Origin of the sequence: Nostoc sp., assembly GCF_036917655.1 — a bacterium.
Classification (GTDB): Bacteria; Cyanobacteriota; Cyanobacteriia; order Cyanobacteriales; family Nostocaceae; genus Nostoc.
In genome coordinates this window covers 1-19920 of the sequence record NZ_JBALCY010000044.1, presented here as the reverse complement: position 1 = coordinate 19920, position 19920 = coordinate 1, and the positions used below count along the sequence as shown (strand labels likewise).

At 41.3% G+C, this 19920-nt stretch carries 17 protein-coding genes and 1 tRNA gene; 6 read left to right on the top strand and 12 right to left on the bottom strand.

The window, feature by feature from the left end; translation table 11 throughout:
• Positions 1-308: 308 nt before the first annotated feature.
• The 5 genes from V7K30_RS16235 to V7K30_RS16215 all read right to left on the bottom strand — a co-directional run bounded on the left by V7K30_RS16235 (position 309) and on the right by V7K30_RS16215 (position 7645).
• Positions 309-1331 (bottom strand): DnaJ C-terminal domain-containing protein, encoded by a 1023-nt coding sequence (locus V7K30_RS16235; protein ID WP_335000884.1) that lies wholly within the window; start codon positions 1329-1331, stop codon positions 309-311.
• Between the two features lie 119 nt (positions 1332-1450).
• Entirely contained in the window at positions 1451-2020 is a 570-nt protein-coding gene (locus V7K30_RS16230) for an AAA family ATPase (protein WP_335000882.1), read from the bottom strand.
• A gap of 101 nt (positions 2021-2121) precedes the next feature.
• Positions 2122-3411, bottom strand: a complete 1290-nt coding sequence (locus V7K30_RS16225) for a glucose-1-phosphate adenylyltransferase (RefSeq protein WP_335000880.1) — start codon at positions 3409-3411, stop codon at positions 2122-2124.
• A gap of 289 nt (positions 3412-3700) precedes the next feature.
• Positions 3701-4111 carry a hypothetical protein gene (locus tag V7K30_RS16220; protein WP_335000878.1) on the bottom strand — a complete coding sequence of 137 codons (411 nt, stop codon included), beginning with the start codon at positions 4109-4111 and terminating at the stop codon, positions 3701-3703.
• 90 nt (positions 4112-4201) lie between these two features.
• On the bottom strand, positions 4202-7645 hold the full coding sequence (locus V7K30_RS16215) for an nSTAND1 domain-containing NTPase (protein ID WP_335000876.1): 3444 nt from the start codon (positions 7643-7645) through the stop codon (positions 4202-4204).
• A 145-nt stretch (positions 7646-7790) separates the two neighbouring features.
• Here V7K30_RS16215 and V7K30_RS16210 point away from each other — a divergent pair, with 145 nt between their 5' ends.
• Positions 7791-8162, top strand: a complete 372-nt coding sequence (locus tag V7K30_RS16210) for a CU044_2847 family protein (protein ID WP_335000874.1) — start codon at positions 7791-7793, stop codon at positions 8160-8162.
• 43 nt (positions 8163-8205) lie between these two features.
• Here V7K30_RS16210 and V7K30_RS16205 read toward each other — a convergent pair whose 3' ends face one another.
• Both V7K30_RS16205 and V7K30_RS16200 read right to left on the bottom strand, forming a co-directional pair.
• A complete protein-coding gene (locus V7K30_RS16205; protein WP_335000872.1) occupies positions 8206-8505 on the bottom strand; it encodes a hypothetical protein in 300 nt (99 codons plus the stop codon).
• A 114-nt stretch (positions 8506-8619) separates the two neighbouring features.
• Positions 8620-10347, bottom strand: coding sequence for a S8 family serine peptidase (locus tag V7K30_RS16200; protein WP_335000870.1), 1728 nt, complete (start codon positions 10345-10347; stop codon positions 8620-8622).
• A gap of 686 nt (positions 10348-11033) precedes the next feature.
• On the opposite strand from V7K30_RS16200, the gene V7K30_RS16195 reads away from it, so the two are divergent.
• Positions 11034-12500: a glycoside hydrolase family 13 protein gene (locus V7K30_RS16195; RefSeq protein ID WP_335000868.1), complete on the top strand. Its 1467-nt coding sequence runs from the start codon at positions 11034-11036 to the stop codon at positions 12498-12500.
• Between the two features lie 95 nt (positions 12501-12595).
• Here V7K30_RS16195 and V7K30_RS16190 read toward each other — a convergent pair whose 3' ends face one another.
• A complete protein-coding gene (locus V7K30_RS16190; protein WP_335000866.1) occupies positions 12596-13015 on the bottom strand; it encodes a fasciclin domain-containing protein in 420 nt (139 codons plus the stop codon).
• A gap of 164 nt (positions 13016-13179) precedes the next feature.
• Between V7K30_RS16190 and V7K30_RS16185 the strand changes: the two genes are divergently transcribed.
• From V7K30_RS16185 to V7K30_RS16170, 4 genes are all read left to right on the top strand, one after another.
• On the top strand, positions 13180-13416 hold the full coding sequence (locus V7K30_RS16185) for a DNA-directed RNA polymerase subunit omega (protein WP_335000864.1): 237 nt from the start codon (positions 13180-13182) through the stop codon (positions 13414-13416).
• A gap of 23 nt (positions 13417-13439) precedes the next feature.
• The gene (locus tag V7K30_RS16180; protein ID WP_335000862.1) at positions 13440-14051 is read left to right on the top strand and encodes a hypothetical protein; all 612 of its coding nucleotides are present in this window, start codon (positions 13440-13442) and stop codon (positions 14049-14051) included.
• A 79-nt stretch (positions 14052-14130) separates the two neighbouring features.
• Positions 14131-14496 (top strand): DUF1818 family protein, encoded by a 366-nt coding sequence (locus tag V7K30_RS16175; protein WP_335000860.1) that lies wholly within the window; start codon positions 14131-14133, stop codon positions 14494-14496.
• A 50-nt stretch (positions 14497-14546) separates the two neighbouring features.
• A tRNA-Pro gene (locus tag V7K30_RS16170) sits at positions 14547-14620 on the top strand.
• A gap of 91 nt (positions 14621-14711) precedes the next feature.
• On the opposite strand, the gene V7K30_RS16165 is transcribed toward V7K30_RS16170, so the two are convergent.
• The 4 genes from V7K30_RS16165 to V7K30_RS16150 all read right to left on the bottom strand — a co-directional run bounded on the left by V7K30_RS16165 (position 14712) and on the right by V7K30_RS16150 (position 19534).
• Positions 14712-18083 (bottom strand): helicase-related protein, encoded by a 3372-nt coding sequence (locus tag V7K30_RS16165; RefSeq protein ID WP_335000858.1) that lies wholly within the window; start codon positions 18081-18083, stop codon positions 14712-14714.
• 203 nt (positions 18084-18286) lie between these two features.
• Entirely contained in the window at positions 18287-18730 is a 444-nt protein-coding gene (locus V7K30_RS16160; protein WP_335000856.1) for a type II toxin-antitoxin system VapC family toxin, read from the bottom strand.
• Positions 18718-18957, bottom strand: coding sequence for a hypothetical protein (locus V7K30_RS16155; RefSeq protein ID WP_335000854.1), 240 nt, complete (start codon positions 18955-18957; stop codon positions 18718-18720). The genes V7K30_RS16160 and V7K30_RS16155 overlap by 13 nt, the downstream gene beginning before the upstream one ends.
• A gap of 13 nt (positions 18958-18970) precedes the next feature.
• Positions 18971-19534 (bottom strand): Uma2 family endonuclease, encoded by a 564-nt coding sequence (locus V7K30_RS16150; protein ID WP_335000852.1) that lies wholly within the window; start codon positions 19532-19534, stop codon positions 18971-18973.
• Between the last annotated feature and the right edge of the window lie 386 nt (positions 19535-19920).

Here is a 19920-nt window from a genome sequence, read left to right as displayed (position 1 = left end):
TCGCATCTCTAGATTTTGCTTGTTTTGGCGATCGCAACAAAAATCCCCTAATTTTTATTATTTGTCGTTACCCACATCTTTTTAATCTTTCGCTTCGTGGCTATAGAGCCTCGGAATAGAATTCCAAGGCTAATAGTTCAAGTCCTCTCAAGAAGACTAAATAAGAATTCTAGTCCACTTGAGTGGACAGTAGCTTTGAATTGCTGAACTTAAGTTCTGGACAGAATGTGGTTCAGCATAATACTTTGACTGTTACAAAAATGTGGGTAATGACGAGATTTTAATTATGGGGATTCTCTTTTTACTTTTTACAGCTTGACTTGGTTCAAATGACTACGGGGATTATAAGTACGTATAGCCCGGATTTTTTCATAATATTCCCGCTCTTGTTGGCTGAGGTCTTTTGGTGGTGCGATCGCCACCTTGACTAACTGATCGCCGCGTCCACCCTTGGCGAGGGGCCAACCTTTGCCACGTAAACGCAGCGATTGACCAGAACGCACTCCTGCTGGTAGCTTGACATTAACTGGACCATCGGGAGTGGGTACATCAATAGATGCTCCTAAAGTAGCTTCATCTGGTGTGATTGCCACTTCGCACACCAAATTATCGCCTTCCATTTGGAAGAACGAGTGCGGCTGAAGTTCGACTTTTAAGTACAAATCCCCGCGTTGTTGAGTCATCGGGTTGATTTGACCTTTACCCCGCACGCGCAGGCGAGTCCCAGGTTTAGCCCCAGATGGGATACGAACATCAATTGTTTCGTTACCTAAACTGAAGCGCTTTTGCACACCATTAAATGCTTCAGCAAAAGTTAGGGTAATTGCAGCTTCACTATCCTGGCTAGTACCCCCACCTGCATCTTGAAACCCAAAATCGTTAAAGCTAGTAAAACCAGGCGCACCAGGCGCACCAGGCGCAGCTGTAGAAGTGCGGTAAGAGTAACTTTGTGAGTAACTTTGCCGCCCACCACGAGGGTTAGCACCACCAAAGCGTCCTAGCAACTCATTGATGAACTCATCAAAATTGCCGTATTGACTGAAATCAAAGCCACCCATATCAGCACCAACGCCGCCGGATGGGAAACCTTCACCAGCTTGTTTCCAATATTGACCGAATTGGTCGTATTTTTTGCGCTTATCTGCATCTGACACAACTTCGTAGGCTTCGCTAACTTCTTTGAAGCGTGCCTCTGCCTGTTTGTTGCCTGGATTAACATCAGGGTGATATTTGCGGGCTAGTTTACGAAAGGCTTGTTTAATTTCCTCCGGACTGGCAGTCTTACTAACTCCCAAAATTGCGTAATAGTCTTTGAAGTCGGTTGCAGCCATCTACCAGCCTCCTATAAAAATTCCGGTTATGTTTTTTTTTAAGATCAGAGATTTGTGGTTTGCCAGGTATAGTGCCAAGCAAAAGAATCTGATTTTAAATTAACAAACAATATAGAAAATCAAGTGTGGTTCTTGCTCACCGAGCGATCGCAATTTCCGTACTCCGATTTTTCTGATAAGCGGATCAGGCTGTCTAGTCCTTCTTCCAGGCTTGGGGGGGCATCTCGGAGTTGACGGTGCATCCGCAAAATAATTTCTTCTGGAACCTGGCGCGATCGCCGAGTATTGCGTGCCAAACACAGCCAAACTGGCGTATCCACCCAAATTCCCCTAATGTGGGTAAAGCCCAAGTCACGGGCTAAAGCAATCACTTCACGACGATGGCGGCGCTGGGCATTGGTGGCATCAAAAATAGCTGTATTAGCTGTGGCGATTGCTTGCTGAAATTGCTGTTCAATTTCGCGCCAAATCAGCAGCCACGGCCCCTGAACGGCTTGGGAACCGAACAGTTGCCCCCGGATGGCATCCGTAGAAATTAGCGACATCTGGGGGCATTCTGCCAGTAATTGTTTTGCCAAAGTTGACTTACCGCTACCTGGAAGACCAATCAGTAATATCAGTGCTGAGTGCTGAGTGCTGAGTGCTGAGTAAGAAGTCAAGAGTAAGGAGTGATTAGATGTTGTACTCATAACTGATGACTCCTAATTCTTGTAGAGACGCGATTAATCGCGTCTCTACTCCTAATTCTTGTACAGACGCGATTAATCGCGTCTCTCCTAACTCCTAACTATTAAATGATGGTTCCATCGGGAATTACAGCATTTTTCAGCACGACGACGATACCACTGCGGATGTAGAAACCTTGACTTTCGCGGTCAGCTTCTTGCACATTATCTTTATTGATAATTTTGACATCGTGACCGATACTGGCGTTTTTATCGATGATGGCACCGCGAATAAGCGAGTCAGTACCAATACCTACGGGGATGTCACCTTTTTCCACGTTAGATTGGCGTTCTACAGAAGCTTGATAAAAATCTGCACCCATGAGCAAAGACTCTTCGATGACGCAGCCAGATTCAATCCGCGATCGCACTCCTAAAACTGAATGTTGAATGCGGCAATTTTTCAAAATACAACCTTCGCCGATAATTGATTCGGTGATGTGGCAATCTAAAAGTTTAGTCGGAGGTAAGTAACGGGCGCGGGTATAAATTGGCGCTTCTTCATCGTAGAAACTAAAAGGTGGCTGGGGTTGCTGAGTCAGTGCTAAATTTGCCTGATAAAATGCTTCAATTGTTCCAATATCTTCCCAGTAGTCATCAAACAGATAAGCTTGAACGTTGTAATCTTTAGAGGCATCAGGAATAATTTCTTTGCCAAAATCCGTCCGTTCTAAAGATTCTCTCAACAACTTGAACAAAACCTCTTTTTTAAAGACATAAATCCCCATTGAGGCGATGTACGGCTGTAATTGGGCTTGTTCTTTTGTTAATCCCAGGATAGTGGTATCAACCTGCATTTTGGTTAAGGCTTCACCTTTGGGTTTTTCGCTAAAATCAACTACTCTACCAGAATCGTCAATTTTCATTAAACCAAAATCTGAGGCGCGGCGCTCATCGATGGGGATGACTGAGAGAGTAATATCAGCACCCGTTTCTCTGTGCCGCTGGATAAATAGGCGGTAATCCATGCGGTAGAGGTGATCTCCTGACAGGATCAGATATTCCTCTGCATTCCACTCTTCCAACAGCCACAGATACTGGCGCACAGCATCGGCTGTACCTTGGAACCAGTTGGGGTTTTCTGGCGTTTGTTGTGCCGCTAGCACTTCCACAAAGCCTTCGCTGAAGCCACTAAAATTGTAGGTGCGGGCGATATGGCGATTCAGGGAAGCTGAGTTGAATTGTGTCAGGACGTAGATTTTGAATATTTCGGAATTTATACAGTTACTGACAGGGATATCGATTAAGCGGTACTTCCCCGCTACTGGTACTGCTGGTTTAGCGCGGAGTTTGGTTAGTGGGTAAAGTCGAGTACCCGCGCCACCACCAAGAATGATTGATAATACTTTTTTCACAAAATTTCTCCCGACTGCCTTTCAACTCTCATCTACAGTTTAGGACTGTCTGCCACCACAGGTAAGGGGGATGGTCTGATTCTTAGGGATGAATTTTACAGAATACTGCTGGTGATAGATAGTGCAGCTAGCAAATAAATAGATAGAACATTTGTATTAATTGGTATGAGGAATGCGGTGCGATCGCGCTTACTACTCTGACAAACTGTCACCTTTCAAAGATTATGACACTGAACCTGAAATTAATTGAACCTCTAGCGATCGCTTCCCAACTTTTGCTTATAGTTGCCTATTTACCTTTACCACCAGTATGATTACTGCCCCCAGGGTTACTAGGAGAATTGCTTCCTACACCTTTAGAAGAAGGGTTATCACTGTCACCACCTTCGGTTTTGGATGGTTTTCTTATGGAGGAGCTAGGTTGAGGTTTAGGAGAAGGGTTATCACTTACTATAGGGGCACTGCCTGAATTAGCTTTACCTTTAGGAGGAGAATTATCGCTTCCAGGGATGCTAGGTGAACTACTATCGCCTTTATAAGGAGGATTAGCGCTTCCTGTAGGAGAGCTAGGTGTGTTTTCTGAACAACTATCACCTTTAGGAGGAGGATTATCGCTTCCATCAAAGCCGTCGCTACCACTTATTGGATTAAGTTGAGTTTTTCCAGAGGTTGTATCGTTGGTCAATTTATCTTTATTCACTTTTAATTTCTCCTTAGAGTTGATTATTCATTAGTGGTCTTTAATAATTATTACAATTATTTGCTGAAATTTTTAGTAACTCTTTGAATATTAATATTTCTGACATATTTCTTTTACATCTTGATATTGCTTCCGAGCATTTTGATTATTATTTAAATAATCAGCAATCCAAGTACAATCTTTCTTGATTAAATCAGAATTGCTATTTTTAGTGTCATTTGTATTTTTTTCCAGAAAATCTAAACTCCATATCCTGATAGTTTTATCAGCACTGACAGTAGCAATATCTTTGCCATCAGGACTAAAGCTCAAATCAAAAATTTCATTTTTATGCCGTTCTAGAGTAGCTCTTTTTTTACCATTATCAGCTTGCCAGATATTTATTATTCCATCTGGATTTGCAGTAGCAATAAATTTATAATTTGGACTGAACTTTACTATGTAAGATTTGTCTGCTTTATCAGTAAAAAGTTTTGGTTGGATTTTTTTTTGGTCAGTTTCCCACTTCCAAATTATAATAGTTCTATCTTCGCCTGTAGAAATAATAGTTTTATTATCACGCCCAAAAGTCACATATCTTACTGCCGCAGTATGTCCTTGTCCTTTAAGATTAGTAATCAAAGTACCATCTTTATTCCAAATCTCGATTCCATTATCAGCAGCAGAGGCAATTAGCTGATCATTAGGACTAAATTCTGCATACCAGATTTTACCGTTATGTCCTTTAATGATGGTGGGTTGTATCGCTTTCTTTAGAGAAACATTTACTATGTTCCAAAGTTTTATTGTTCCATCTTTACTAGTAGAGATAACAGTATTACTATCAGGACTAAAATTTACAGATGTGACTCCTTGCTCGTGACCTTTGAGAGTAGTAATATAAGTACCATCTTTCTTCCAAAGCTTGACTGTTTTATCCTTACTTGCAGAGGCTATATACTCACCATTAGGACTAAAATTCACACTATAGACTTGATCATCATGTGTCATCGGCTGAGAAGTTTGCACTGGAGTACCGTCAAGTTTCCAAAGTCTTAAAGCTTTATCTGAACTTGCAGAAACAATCAATGGATCTTTAGGACTATAACTTATACCGTTAACACTCATTGTATGTCCCTCTAAGCGATTGCGCTCCTTCACTGAGTCAATTACTACTTTCAGTTGATTGAGTGCTTGAGAATTGTCTCCACCTAAGTGCTGCAACTCATTGAGTGCTTGGACACTTGCGATCATTGCCTCAAGCTGATTCCCTGTAGCTAAAAGTTGCTCGGATTTTCCAACTAACGCTCCAGAAGCGATCGCATCCCCTTGTTTTTTCTCTGATGTCTTTTGTTGTAGCAGCAATCCCAATCCCATAGACAATAATACAAGTGTTGCAGAAGCGATCGCAAATCTAGTTCTCTGTGATTCAGCTTTGGCTTTAGCTTCTGCTTGGTGTTGGAGTCGTTGTGCTTGTTCTAGTTGAGCTTTAATTTCTCTATCTCGTCTCTCCAAACTCTTATGCAAAAATTCTGATTCCAATGGCGTTAGTCTTGGCTGAGTCTTATTCACCCACTCAGAAATTACAGCCAAGTTTGCACCCGCCAACAGTGCATCATCCGATTTATTAAATCTTTGTACCCATTCCTGACAATCTTCCTCTAAAGAACGACTGAGACGAATATTCTCCAGATTTTCAGCAATCCAAGTATTTAATAATTTCCACTCAGATAAAAGTGCTTCATGAGCAACTTCTACAGTATTTTGATCGGTGATAATTAAACGTTGTTGTGAACCTGCCAATAATCCGACAACCCTTTGCAATTGTTGGGGAGAATCTGCAACTACTTCTAATCTCTCCCAACTAGCACGCCGCCGAGTCACTTCTCCAGTTTCACTTAACTGCACCAACTCCATAAACAAGCGACGCGCAAAGGCTTGATCTACAGTCGTTAAACTTTGATACACAATTGTCGCTCGTTTGTCTAAAGCTCCTTTAACTCCGCCAATTTCCTCATAACCTTTACGAGTTAAAAGTGGTTCTGGCGATTCCGGTTCTTCAATGCAAACTCGCCACAATTCCTTAAGCGCATATTGCAGTATGGGTAATGCACCCGGACGGTTGATTACATCAGCAGAAATTTGCGAAACTAAACCATGCTCAAATGTTACGCCATGCAACTTTGCAGGTTTTTCAATTGCTTCTTCTAACTCAGCAAAAGACATCGGTGTGACGATGAATGATGTGGGAGGGATGCTATTAATAAGAGTAATAATTTCTAAATAGTCAGCACATCTTTTTAAGAAATCACCGCGAATTGTCAAAATTATCCGTGTTTCTCCCTCACCCTTTTTTACTTCCTGTGTTACTAAGCGGATAAAAGTTTTGCGTTCCTCATCGTCTTGACAAAGAGTAAATATTTCTTCAAATTGATCGATAAACAATAGATGTGGCTGATTTTGCTGCTGTTGTCGAGCTAAAATGTCAACTAATTTTCCTAAAGGATGTTCTCCTGGTGTAAAAGATGCGATCGCCCATTCACTGCTTCCAGGGAGGCGATCGCTTTTCAGTTGCGGTAACAAACCTGCTTTTACTAAAGAAGATTTACCACTACCTGAATAGCCAATTACAGCCAGAAATCGACTCTCTGCTAAACGCGAAATTAGTGTGCGAACTGCTGCATCTCGTCCACAAAAATATTGCGCTTGTTCTGATTCAAATGCATAAAGTCCGCAATAAGGATTTTCCTGATTGAAAGCAACTTTGACTACTGTGGGAATATCTAATTGGGGATAAGTTACCAAAGTAATCGAACGTCCCCAACCCATGCGAATCGGCTCCTGTACAGAACCTTTCAATTCATTGCTAACAAAATCAAACAAGCGATCGCCACTAATTCGCCTACTACTACCTACATTTTCTGCCGTCAATCCCTTAACAACTGCACCTGTGAAAATGCTGTATTCTTCACTTTTAATCACTCCCGCACGTTCAAAGCCACGACAAGCTGTAATTAAGTAATAATCCTTTTGCGAACTGAAAGCGTTAAGAGTTCTTTCTATTAATTGTCTTTCTAAGAAATAGCCGCTATGACAGCAATCGAGTAGCATCACTAAACTACTCAATTGTGACTCTCGAATTAAGTCGTTGAGGCTATCTAGGGGAATACCATATTTTTGTTCAACATTTTCGTTTTCCTTAAATTCAATCTGACAATCGGAACTTGCCAAATATCCCTTTTGTTGTCCCAAATTGTCGGAAATAGTAAAACCGTGTCCGCTAAAATAAATCAGCGCTTCATTATTAGCAGCTTGCTCTAGTAAAAATGTTCTCAAATCTTGGCCAAGTTGAGTGCCAGTAACTTTTTGCGCTGCCATTTCATAGCCGTTTTTATCTTTATTCCAGCGCTGAGGTAGTCTTTGCACAGACTGGAAATCACCATACTGCTCTAGGACTTGCGCGATCGCCTCAGCATCATTTGTTGTCTTTGACAAACGCGATAATGAAGGGCTGAGATACTCGGCGATGCCAATAACAAGCGCGTATCGTGCCATTTAACACACCTTGGGTTGGTAAATGCGGGATAATCTTGACAGACACAATGATGGCTGTGTTACTAGAAACAACACCATCTGTTATTTTTCCGCAAACAAGCTGAAATATTTCAGACACGATACAAAAATTTAATTGAGGTAGTCCATGTCAGAAGTACAGCAACTATTTTTCCAAGCAGACGGGGAAATTGAGCAGATTGAGATTAACGTTACAGCCACCGAAATAACTCAGGAAATTGAAGAGGAGGATGATGGCATAGAATACAAGGATGTGCGAACAGATGCGATCGCTCGGATGCAACAAGCTCGCCAAATGATTCGCTCTTATACTATCTATGCTCTTAGTGCTTTTAAAGACTTCAGTACTGCTGAGATTGAGGAGGTAAAACTTACATTTGGCATTAAGTTAGGTGGCAAAGCCGGCATTCCTTACATTACCGAAGGTTCAGCTGAAAGTAATCTGCAAATTGAGGTGAAGTGTAAATTTACAGAAAAACAAAAACCTGATTCACAGTAACTGCAAAAAATTATTCGCGAAGTGTAGGGTTAGACAATGCCCATTAAACACCCAACTTCCCTGTATTTATGATCTTATTAACCAAACGTAATTGCTGCGATCGCTTCAAATACTTCACCCAAGGTTGCTCTGACAACTGGGAAATGGCATTTGGTGACAGGGTTGCTGTGAAAATATCTTTACCACTAGTCACATCACTAATGCCCAAACTTTCTAAAACCGCAATTGCAGCAGAGTTTAAAACTGGTTCGGTATGGATGAAAAGCGCCAAACTTGCTTGTTCTGAATCTTGAACATCATTCAGCGCTGTAGCAAGAGCGGCGTCTAGTTTCTGATAATTCATCAGCAATTCCTTGGTGAACAGGGTAGACAATAATTGCCTACCCTAACTTATCAAATTTATAGGTTTTTATCGCCTACTTTTGTATAGAAATAATATCCATCTTTCTGAGTCTAATTACAGATTTAAGGCATTAATCACTCCATAACCCCATTTGTCATCAAATGTGCCTGCGGGTTTTCCGGGAATGGCACTATTTTTACGTAGCAACTCTTTCACAGCAGCCGGATCAAGTTTAGGATCTCGCTGCAACAGCAGTGCCACTAATCCACTAACCAACGGTGTCGCCATACTCGTACCAGCCTGAACCACAAACTTGGAATTAATCATCGATGAGCGGTCAAAATTTGCATCGGCGGAAAGCGTGGAAACAATCATTGCTCCTGGTGCTGCTACATCCGGCTTCTGTGCATCATTCCGTAGAGGCCCTTCACTACTGAATTCCGAAATAGTATCCAATTCTAAGCCCATTTCTCGCACTTGGGCATCAATATCTATGTACGTGGCTTTAGTAGTATAGGCGGCAACTGTAACTGCACTGCTGGCGGCTCCTGGCGAACCAATTTTTAACGTATCCTTCACACTTTTACCAGTGAAAAACACTGACGAACTGTCATCTAGTGTCCACACATCTAAACGTGTGTCAGTTGAAGAAGTATTGCGGACTCGCAGCTGCCAAACACCTCCCATTACTGGCGAGGGGCCATTACCACGTATTTGCACAAAGAAATTATGGTCGCTGTTGGCTTTATCTGGCCCTGGTGTCGCTAATTGCACCTGTGCATCTGGTAACTGGTAATCTTGTGCGGCATTACCATCACTAATTATTTTTTGGAAGGGGGTGACAAAACCGTTAGGACTCCGCAGCGACACTTCCAATTCCCTGTCTTTGGAATACCAACCGTTTAACCAAACTATACCTACTTGATTCAAAGGAACATTAAAGCGCATACCACGAGTCCGTCCACTGTGTATCGTCGCTTGTCCATGAATGTTATCGTTTCCTTCATTACCCGCAGCACAGCAAACAATTCTTCCAGGGCCAGTTTCGGCGTCAATAACCTTTGATAGGGAGTCGCTACCATCATGGGCATCAGCGTGTCCACCCACGCTAAGATTCACCACTGCTGGGCGTCCCAACTCTCTAGCAACTCGGAAAATATAACGCACACCATCAGCAATATGGGCATCCTGTAAATCTGACCTGACGACGACTAATTCCGCCTCTGGTGCTACACCGCCATAGGTAGTATCGGCACCGGCGGCAATTCCAGCAACGTGAGTCCCATGACCGCCAGTATCCTGAGAAATTGTCAGTTGCGCTCCCGTAAATTCAGCTCCATAGCCGCCCTCTGTGACTCCTGGCCCTGGTAGTGTTTGATCCCAAATTTGTAAAATTCGTCCAGCAAAGGCGGGGTGTTTCGGATCAATGCCACTGTCTATAATGCCGATGATTACTCCTTTACCAGTCAGTCCGGTTTGGTTCTTAAACTCCGGCAGTTTGACTTTTACCAGTGCAGTGTCCATCCTCAAATGAAGTTTGCGTGATGGCTTAATCCGCTGAATAACATCTTCTTCAGATAAGACATCTAAACTCTCTATCGGTAAGAAAGCCGTCCGTACACTCCCAGAGTTTTGATTGACTTCAATATTATATTGTGACAAGTAACTCAAGTCTGCATCAGGGTCGCAGTAGATAAAAACAACGCTCTTAGTAGGCTTGACTGGGCTTTTGTGGGCAATGATACCAAGCGATTTTTTGTGTTGAATTAAAGCTTGTCCTCCTCCATTTTGATAGTCCTGAAATGCCAAAAGGAGTCCGGGAGAAAGTTTTTCGTGTCTCATTTTTACCTCAAATTAAATTTATTTACTGTCAGCAAAATAGTGAGTTTAGCGAGATAAGCCGCTCTAGCATTAACGCAAACTATGTAGTTTTTTAGCCTTGATTATTTGATGCGACTGTAGTTATCTATTTGTTTTATAGATGACATCAAATAAGCTTAGGATACGGAAACTTATTCCTAAGACAATTGCTAATTCATAACTCATAATCATAAATTATGTCTCCCTCATAGTGATTTTCTCTGGCTCGTGAGACATCTTTGAGCAGCCGCATCTAAGAATTACCCAAGACTGGGGTCACTGGGAATTTTTATGAAGCTATTAGACTAATCCAGTGTCTACCTAAATCATTACGGACAAAGTTAAGAAAATAAAATTAAGAATACTTAAGTAATAAATAAAAAAGATAAATTTAATAAATATTGAAGAAGAATTCAGGAGCAAAGCCGGAGACTCCGAAAGCTCCGGTCAGAATGCAATCAGTGGTATATCTGTCTTGTTGATCTGTTAAAAACTAAAATAAATTGTAGTCAAAATAGTTAAGACTGATAGCATTTGCCTATAAAACAGCAGAAGACAGGCTAAATCGTTAATGACTACTGACAAATGACAGATTCTCTATCATAAGTAAGAGCCATAAAGAAGCTAATATTTGCAACGATCGCTTCTGAAGGTACAAAAAGTTATTCATGCAAATTCAAACACCAGACTGGGTGAAACACGCGGTTTTCTACCAAATCTTCCCAGACCGCTTTGCTAGAAGCAAACAGCCGCGCAAACGGCTGCTGCGTGAAGCCCGTTGGGAAGATTGGGACGCTATGCCAACACTCCAAGGTTATAAAGGCGGCGACTTATGGGGCATCATGGAGGATTTAGACTACATCCAGAATTTGGGGATTAACGCGATTTATTTTACACCTATTTTTCAATCCGCTAGCAATCACCGCTATCATACCCACGATTATTACCAAGTTGACCCGATGCTGGGGGGTAACGAGGCTTTTAAAGAATTACTCGACGCAGCCCATCAACGGAATATCAAAGTCGTTCTGGATGGGGTGTTTAACCATTCCAGTCGGGGCTTTTTCTTTTTCCATGACGTTCTAGAGAATGGCCCCCATTCGCCTTGGGTAAATTGGTTCAAAATAGAAGGCTGGCCCCTTTCACCATACAATGGGGAATTCCCTGCCAACTACGCGGGTTGGGTGGGAAATCGTGCTTTGCCAGAATTTAACCACGATAATCCAGAAGTGCGGGAATACATTATGGAAATTGCCGAATATTGGATTAAATTCGGCATCGACGGTTGGCGGTTGGATGTACCATTTGAAATAAAAACTCCTGGCTTTTGGCAGGAATTTCGCGATCGCGTTAAGGCAGTCAATCCTGAAGCTTACATTGTGGGCGAAGTCTGGGGAGATTCTCGCCAGTGGCTGGATGGGACACAATTTGACGGGGTAATGAATTATCTGTTTGCTGGGCCGACAATTGCCTTTGCGGCTGGCGATCGCGTAGTCTTAGAACAAGTCCAAAGCCGCGACTATCAACCCTATCCACCCTTATTTGCTACCGAGTACGCTACCAAAATCCAAGAAGTGCTGCAACTTTACCCTTGGGAAATTCAGCTAACTCAACTAAATTTGCTCGCAAGTCACGATACAGCGCGATTGATGACAATTGCAGGCGGCGATAAAGCTAGCGTCGAATTGTCAACTCTACTGCTACTCACCTTTCCCGGTGCCCCCAGCATCTACTATGGTGATGAAGTTGGTTTACCTGGTGGTATAGATCCCGACTCACGTCGTAGCTTTCCTTTAGAAGCCAAGTGGGAGCGAGAAATTTTCAATACTCACCGTCAATTAATTGCCCTCCGCCACACTTACCCAGCTTTGCGTACTGGTGATTACCAAGTCCTCTATGCTCAAGGACAACTTTATATCTTTGCGCGAACTTTGGGGACAGAGGAATTGATAATTGTTGTCAACGCTGGCACAAGTTCGGCAACAGCGAATGTAGATATCGCCAGTTTGCATACTCAACCCAACAAGCAGTTATATGGCACTGCTGAAGTTGAGTGGAATGGTGAAGGAGAAACTCAGCATTTGTCATTAACTGTTCCTCCACGCAGCGGCTGCATTCTGGGGACTGGGGACTAGGGGAGCAAGAATTTTAGATTTTAGATTTTAGATTGAAATTTAATCCAAAATTTAAAATCCAAAATCCAAAATTGAATTGCCCCATACACAATGCATTAACTTCCTGCCACCACCCCAGGCATCAACACCGCATCAATAATATGGATTACGCCATTGTCTGTCAAAATGTCTGTTTTGAGGACATTGGCGTTATTTACTTTAAATTTGCCGTCGGCAGATTCAATGGCTACAATTGACCCCTCAAGGGTTTCTGCCTCATTAATCTGTACTAAGTCATCAGACCGAACATCCCCACTAACGATATGATACGCCACAATTTTCTTTAGCTTCGGGATATCTTGTAGTAGCGAATCTAAAGTTCCCTCTGGCAGATTGGCAAAGGCTTCGTCAGTTGGTGCAAATAGTGTGAAAGAACCAGGACTTTTCAGAATTTCTATGAGATTTGCAGCTTCAGCAGCCTTCACCAGGGTATTGAAGTTTCCCGCGTTGACAGCAGTTTCCAAAAGGTCAGCCATAAGGGTGTGTGACTTTAGTCAGGTAATATTATAAGTAACTTAACTTATAAAGTGATTAAAACACCCTCAACCTCTATCAAGAGAGAGGTTGCCAGCGATTAAATACACAGCGGCAGATTTATCAGTACTGCTACACTGGGGAATGACCCCAAGAACCACTGATTATGCTAAAGCGTTCAAAGTTCGAGACAACTCAGTCTCAGATTATGCAGCGGGCTGAGGAACTGATTAGTGCAGCCTCAAATCGTTACCGCATTACGGTTCAGGTGGCAAATCGTGCTAAACGTCGGCGTTATGAAGACTTTGAAAGTAACGAAGATGTGATGATGAAGCCAGTGCTAAGGGCAATTATCGAAATGTCCGATGAATTGACTCAGCCAGAAATTATTGGCGAACTATAAAAAAAGGCTTTAGAGAAGGTAGGATGAGCAAAAATTTATCGTTCATTCAACCCCTACTCAAACCCTGGCAGACACTCACTGCCTTAATGGTAGTGGGTGTAATAGTTTTGGGTTCAGGGGCGGGCAAATCAATACATAGAAATTTATTTAGTATCCAACCTGCGATCGCTCAGAGAATCACACCTAGCGATGTTTGGCAGCTAGTATATCAGCAATTGCCAAATTTACCACGGGAAAATAAGTATATCAGCAAAGAAAATGGCAAAGTTGCCGAAAACAACACCCTGGTAACTCGCCTGATTAGATATCATATTTATACCAAAGGGCGGGCCCCAATTTATCGCTTAGATTGGAAGCTGACTTTAGCTGATTACCTGGGTGCGAACGAAATTATGTATGATACTACCTATCCAGGAAATGATTCACTAAGGGAAAATCCTCTAGAAGGCGATCGCAAAGCCATCACCCATCTCACCCGCAGCCAGCGAGATGCCCTAGTGCAAGTCTTAGTGAATATATTTAATCCTGCTACTTCGCAAAATACCCTATCCCCTAGCCCCAACACCACACCCAGTCCTACTACATCAACTACCCCACAGCCACAGCAACGGGGAGGTGCCGAATTACTGAAATGACCAAACCCAGAGTCAAAAATCTTCCTTTGCGTTCCTCTGCGTTAAACCCTGCGTCCCTTTGCGTTTAAAAAACTAACCTATGGAACGCCTTCTAAAAACCGGATTTGATTGGCGTATTGGCTGGAACCCCGATGCACCTGATTTTAAAGGTTTAGTGGGTACAGATGATTGGGCAATTGAGTTAACCGAAGCCGAGTTGAATGATTTTTGCCGTCTACTAGCACAGCTAGCAGACACCATGAAGCAACTCGCAACTGAATTGATGGAAGAGGAAAAAATTGCTTGCGAAGCCGAAAGCGATTTATTATGGATGGAGGTAGAAGGCTATCCTCATGCTTACAGTCTGCGCTTCATCTTGAATACAGGACGATGTGTAGAAGGTAAATGGGATGCTTCTGTTGTTCCAGATTTACTGCAAGCTACTGGGATGATTAAGGTTTTTTAAATTTGCCTCTTGATTATCCTAAAGTTTTGCTGTATGATAAGAATTCTGACCGGGGCGTAGCGCAGCTTGGTAGCGCGCCACTTTGGGGTAGTGGAGGTCGTGGGTTCGAATCCCGCCGCTCCGATTGATGATAAGCCATGCCTGCTAGTCTTTTTAAAAGATTGGCAGGTTTTTCAATTATGTCTGCGAGATGATATCAAATCTTTAGCGTAAAATCATTCCAAAGCTTCACTACAAATAATAATTGGAATTTGCACAGACAGCGTAGGCAAACTATTATTATTTAGCCATTCGCGCATATTATGTTGACGGTAAATTTGCACCAGTTGATTGAATAATTCTTGACCGATGAAACCATTACGTCGCAGTATATTTAACTCTCGGTTGATTACTTGAGTCATAGAACTGCGAAACGCTTTTTCTAGAATATTGACTTCACCTTTTACTTTTTCGTCTGTGATTAATTTAAAAAATATTCTCAGTTCACGGAGAATATACCGTTGTCCCTGAGTCAAACGTTGGTTAAATTCCCGTTCTGCTTGGCGATGCTTCACTTCTTCTGCAAATTGAGATTTGACAAGCATCACAGTAGAGTTATGGTCTTTGCAAACTCTTAAGCTGGGAGTACTAGAATCAGCTTTAATTGCACCCAAAATGCGCGGGATATCCCTAGAAATTATATTTCCCTCATCGTCTAATAAAAACAACTGCTGATAACCTTTGATATCAGGTCGATTGGGGTCTGAAGCTTCACAAAAAACGTATGTTCCCTTCTGTTGCATAGAGAATTTAGCTGTACGAATACCATGTGGTAAATTAGCAATCCGCTCAAATTCACCGGGGTCTTCTTTCTGTAGTTTCCTGAGAATTTCTTCAGCTTCATTTAAATCTAAGAAATCCTCTTCTTCTTCCATGTCAAAAAGACTCAATTGTTTACCTTGTTGCTCATAAATGGCATACATAGCTTCTTCATTTAATTGTTCAGTAAGGTCAAGAATTGCAGCATCTTCACCAATAGAGTCATGAATTTCTTGAATTCTATTTTTGAGCTTTTGCTTTAAGCCTAAATTACGTTCAATACCTAATTCTGGTAAAAAGTTGTATCCATAAATTACATCTTTATCGCTACCAATTCTGTCAATGCGACCAAAACGTTGAATTAGTTTTACTGGGTTCCAATGCAAATCATAATTGATGATGAGGTCGCCATCTTGGAGGTTTAAACCTTCTGCTAATACATCGGTAGCAATGAGTGTATTAATTTCAGACTCACCTGGCTTAAATTTATATTCTTTATTGGCTTTCGGTGCAAATCTGGCAACAACACGAGTTTTATTCTTATTACTCCCACTATAAATAACATCAATATCATTTTGCTTACCTTGCGGGTTTAAATTCTCGTGCAGATATTTAGCAGTATCAGCGTATTGAGTAAAAATTAGCCGTTTTTTATCTTGAAATATTGGTTTATCTAACCAATTTATCAGAGTCTGTAATTTGGCATCTTTCTCAGGTGTAATTGGTTCAACTAACGCCTGAATTTTTTTGAGTAAGTTAATATCATGCTCAATATGTTGTTGTAATTTATGTCCATTAAAATCCGCCAATTCATATTTACCAGACACCTGACGTAATACATCCATTAAATCTTGTTCTTCAGCTTGGTTATAATCTGCTGATAGCAAGATTTGTGCTTCGTCTCCTGCGGGAATAAATCCTTGAGATAGTCCATTTAAAAACCTTTTATGGACTATCAATAATTTTTGAATAGTTTCTCTAAAAGCGTAAACACTCGACTCAAAGCGCTTAAATAATAGCACTCGCATTAGCCCTCGCAGGTTAGCGCCAGCACGTTGTAAAGTGTTATAAGGCTCTTGTTTTTGTTTCTCTTTTAAAACATAATTCCATAATCCATAACGAGCATAGCTGAGTTCGTTGACTAGTGGTTTAGCCAGTTGACGCTTGCGAGATATGCCTAAATATTGACGTAATTCCTGGTAAAGCCCTTGGTATGTATCTTCGATGCTGTATTCAATGGTTTGTAGTTCTCGCTTAGGGAAAAATCGATGTTTCCCACCGACAATTACGTAAGCGCGTCGGGTTCCGTCAAGGTATTCTCGGAAGTTAGCAGGGTCTATTGTTTGATGGGTTTGCGCGTCAAAGCCGTAAAAACGTAAGATATGGTTGCGAGTGCGACGAATGAGGATATGAGATAGTAACTCTGGTAATTTCTTTTCGCCCTTTTCCACTAACTGGAAGTATTGTTTTAAGTCGGGAGGGTCTATCGGTAAATCTGTTTTGTCATCTTGATGAAATAGTTTTAGCTGATGGTAGATATCCCAAGCGCTTTTGTTCCGGGGAGTTGCTGTTAATAAGCAACAACGTTTACCTGTGGCTAAAAAGGTTTCGACTACTTTATATCTTTGAGTCGCGTTATTTCGGAGATTATGGCTTTCGTCAATTAATACAAAATCTCTATCTTTATATTTGAAATCATCTAATAAAAGTTTGAAACCGCTTTCATCGTCTTCTTTCAGCATTCCCATTGATAGAACACGAGCATTTAGCTGGTAGACTTCGTTGTAACGTTCCCACATTTCTAGCAGTGGTGCAGGACAAATAATTAAAGGACGGGCGCGTTCTGTTTGTTCAAAACGTTTGACAATAGCAGCACCAATAAAGCTTTTACCTAATCCGACGACATCACTGACAAAAGCGCCACCATAATCTCGGATATTTTGCACAGCATGATTAACAGCAACTTTTTGAAAATCTGCTAATTGTTTAGTAATTTCGTCTTCTAAAATCAGGTCTTTTGGGGTTGTATCTTCTAATCTATCTTTGACTAAACTATAGAGAGTTTTCATGTAAACATCATAGGGACGGGCTGGAGAACCCGCCCAAGATTGTTTCATTTCGCGCATCAAGGCTTCATTAAAATCTTCCGCCTCGTTCCACAGTTCCTCAAACCAGTTGGTTAATTCTGTATGATTATCGTTTCCGTGAATTATGACATTGAGTTCAGTATTATGAGTGATACCAGAAAGGGTAAGATTAGATGAGCCAACAATAGCAATACCTTTTTCTCTACGTTCTAAGGCTCTACCTTTGTCATCATAGATAGTACCGTAGTCAAAAATATAGGCTTTGGCGTGTAAAGTTCCCTTAGTGTAAACTCGAACATGAAGCCGTTTTTCTTCAATCATCTGCACGAGATTTTTTACCAGTGTTTCAGCTTCATCTGTCTGATCCATTAGTTCTATACTAGAACGGATATTGGCTGCTGTATCGTTAGCCATCCGTTTTTCTTCACTGTGTTTGGGATATTTTTGAGCTTCAAGTTTATCTGTAATTAATTCTAGTCGCCGATATCCTTGGGCGATTTGTTCGACGGTTTCGCGGTTGCTGGTGTTACCAATTAGTAGGCGTAGTTCTTTAATGTTCGTGAGGCGTTGTGCAATGGCGGTGAAGCCAGAAAGGAAAAAGTAACCTACTGCAAAATGGGCTGCTGCTGATGAGTCGAGAATGCAGTTGATTTGGTCTACTAATTTTTGATTGCGATTATCAATTATGTCATGTGTGGGCATAAGTTATATAGTTAGTCGTTGAATAAAATTATGAGCGATTCAGAAGGTATAGAAAAACCTCACCCTGTCCTATCGGACATCCCTCTCCTTACTAAGGAGAGGGACAGGTTTTGCATAGCAAAATCAGGGTGAGGTATCTCAAGGGCTGCACGATAAATCTTAAATTAGTGCATGAAATTTATTTAACGCAGCATATCCAGAGTTCAAGATGCTAAAACTTCGCTGAGGATAATAACTGGTAAACCAGGAATATTACGAAAGCCTTTATCGTTGGTAAGAAATTGGTTACAATTAATAAATAAGGCTGTACCTGCATGAATAGCATCGGGTGTTTTTAAGTTTGTTGTAGCCCGAAGGTTAGCAGCTTGTCTGAGTACAGATTGGTTAATAGGAACTAGCTGCATATTTTCTGACAACATCAATTCTTCGTAAGCATTAAGCAAAAAGGCATCATTATTTTTCAAAGGAATAACTAAAGTCTCCATCAATATAAGTTCACTGCTGACAACTTGAATTTCTCCTGTCTGAAATTTTAACCATAGGGGTCGCAGCAGTGAATAGTAATCGGGGTTCCACTCAACGCTGTAAATCACGATTGATGTATCTATATAGATGACGCCAGAAGAGGGGAGTATTAGCTGTCCCATGAATCCCGTTCCTCTTGCAACTGTCTATCTATTTCTTCAGCACTTCTTGGTGGACGTTTAGCGTGAACTTCTTCTATAATCTCTATTGCTGAACGCCGTTTTACTTTAGGCTTTTCTGGCAAAATAACAAATACATCAACGGTGTCACCAATTTCGGATTCTGGAAGTTCTATTTCTATTTTGTTTCCTGGTAAAACTTTAGTTGTGATGCGTAAAGCTGCTTGCATGATTTTTTCAACGTTATACGGTTAGGACATCTTCGTAAATATCTGCCATTATTAGGGTTAACCCTATTGAGTTTAATTCTAGGTCATTACCTTTGCCTAAAGTTTGCACTGACCAATTTGCTTGAGCATCTTGACGGTAAACTTCTACTTTGATTTCATGTTGGGAAACTAATACATATTCTTGCAAGTTTTCTAATGTTCGATAATTAACAAGTTTTTCTCGTCTGTCTGTTATTTCTGTACTTGCTGATAGCACTTCTATAATTAAGTTAGGACGGGTTTTAAAATACCTTTCATTGTCTTGAGGGTCGCACGTAACTACAATGTCGGGATAGTAGAATATATCAGCTTTTTCTGTCTTAAGTTTGACTTTCATATCTGAAACAAAAGCCCGACAGGAACTCCCGCGCAGGTGAGGACGTAATAAGGCGTAAATGTTACCTGCTATGAGATTATGTTCTTCGCTAGCACCCGCCATTGCAAAAATTTGACCGCCAAGATATTCATGACGAATATCGCTAGATTCTTCGGCTTTGAGGTATTTTTCAACGGTGAGGAAGTTTATAGGGGATTGCATGGTTTTTTATCTCCCGTAGAGGTGCAGAGAAGGAGTTGTAAATTACAGCACTTCCGCCTGCTATGAGGTACGCACACAGTCTCAAAAGTTAGGATAGGAAAGGGATATGGGGAAAATTGTGCTTCATAATAGCCGGAAGTGCTGTATGAGTTTTGCAATAAGTGAGTTACAAATCAATATGGTTCAGTTAAGGTTAGCACTGTTTATCAAAGTCATTTTTTTTACGTAGACGCAAAGCGGCTTCCCGCAGGGTACCGCAGAGGACACAGAGAGAAGAAAGAGAAGGAAATAAGGTTCTTCAGTACTTGCTATGCCAAATTATTAGCTATGCCCGTAAAATAAGATTAAAAATTGTATTAAAAACTTACTAAAAGCATCGCAGCTAT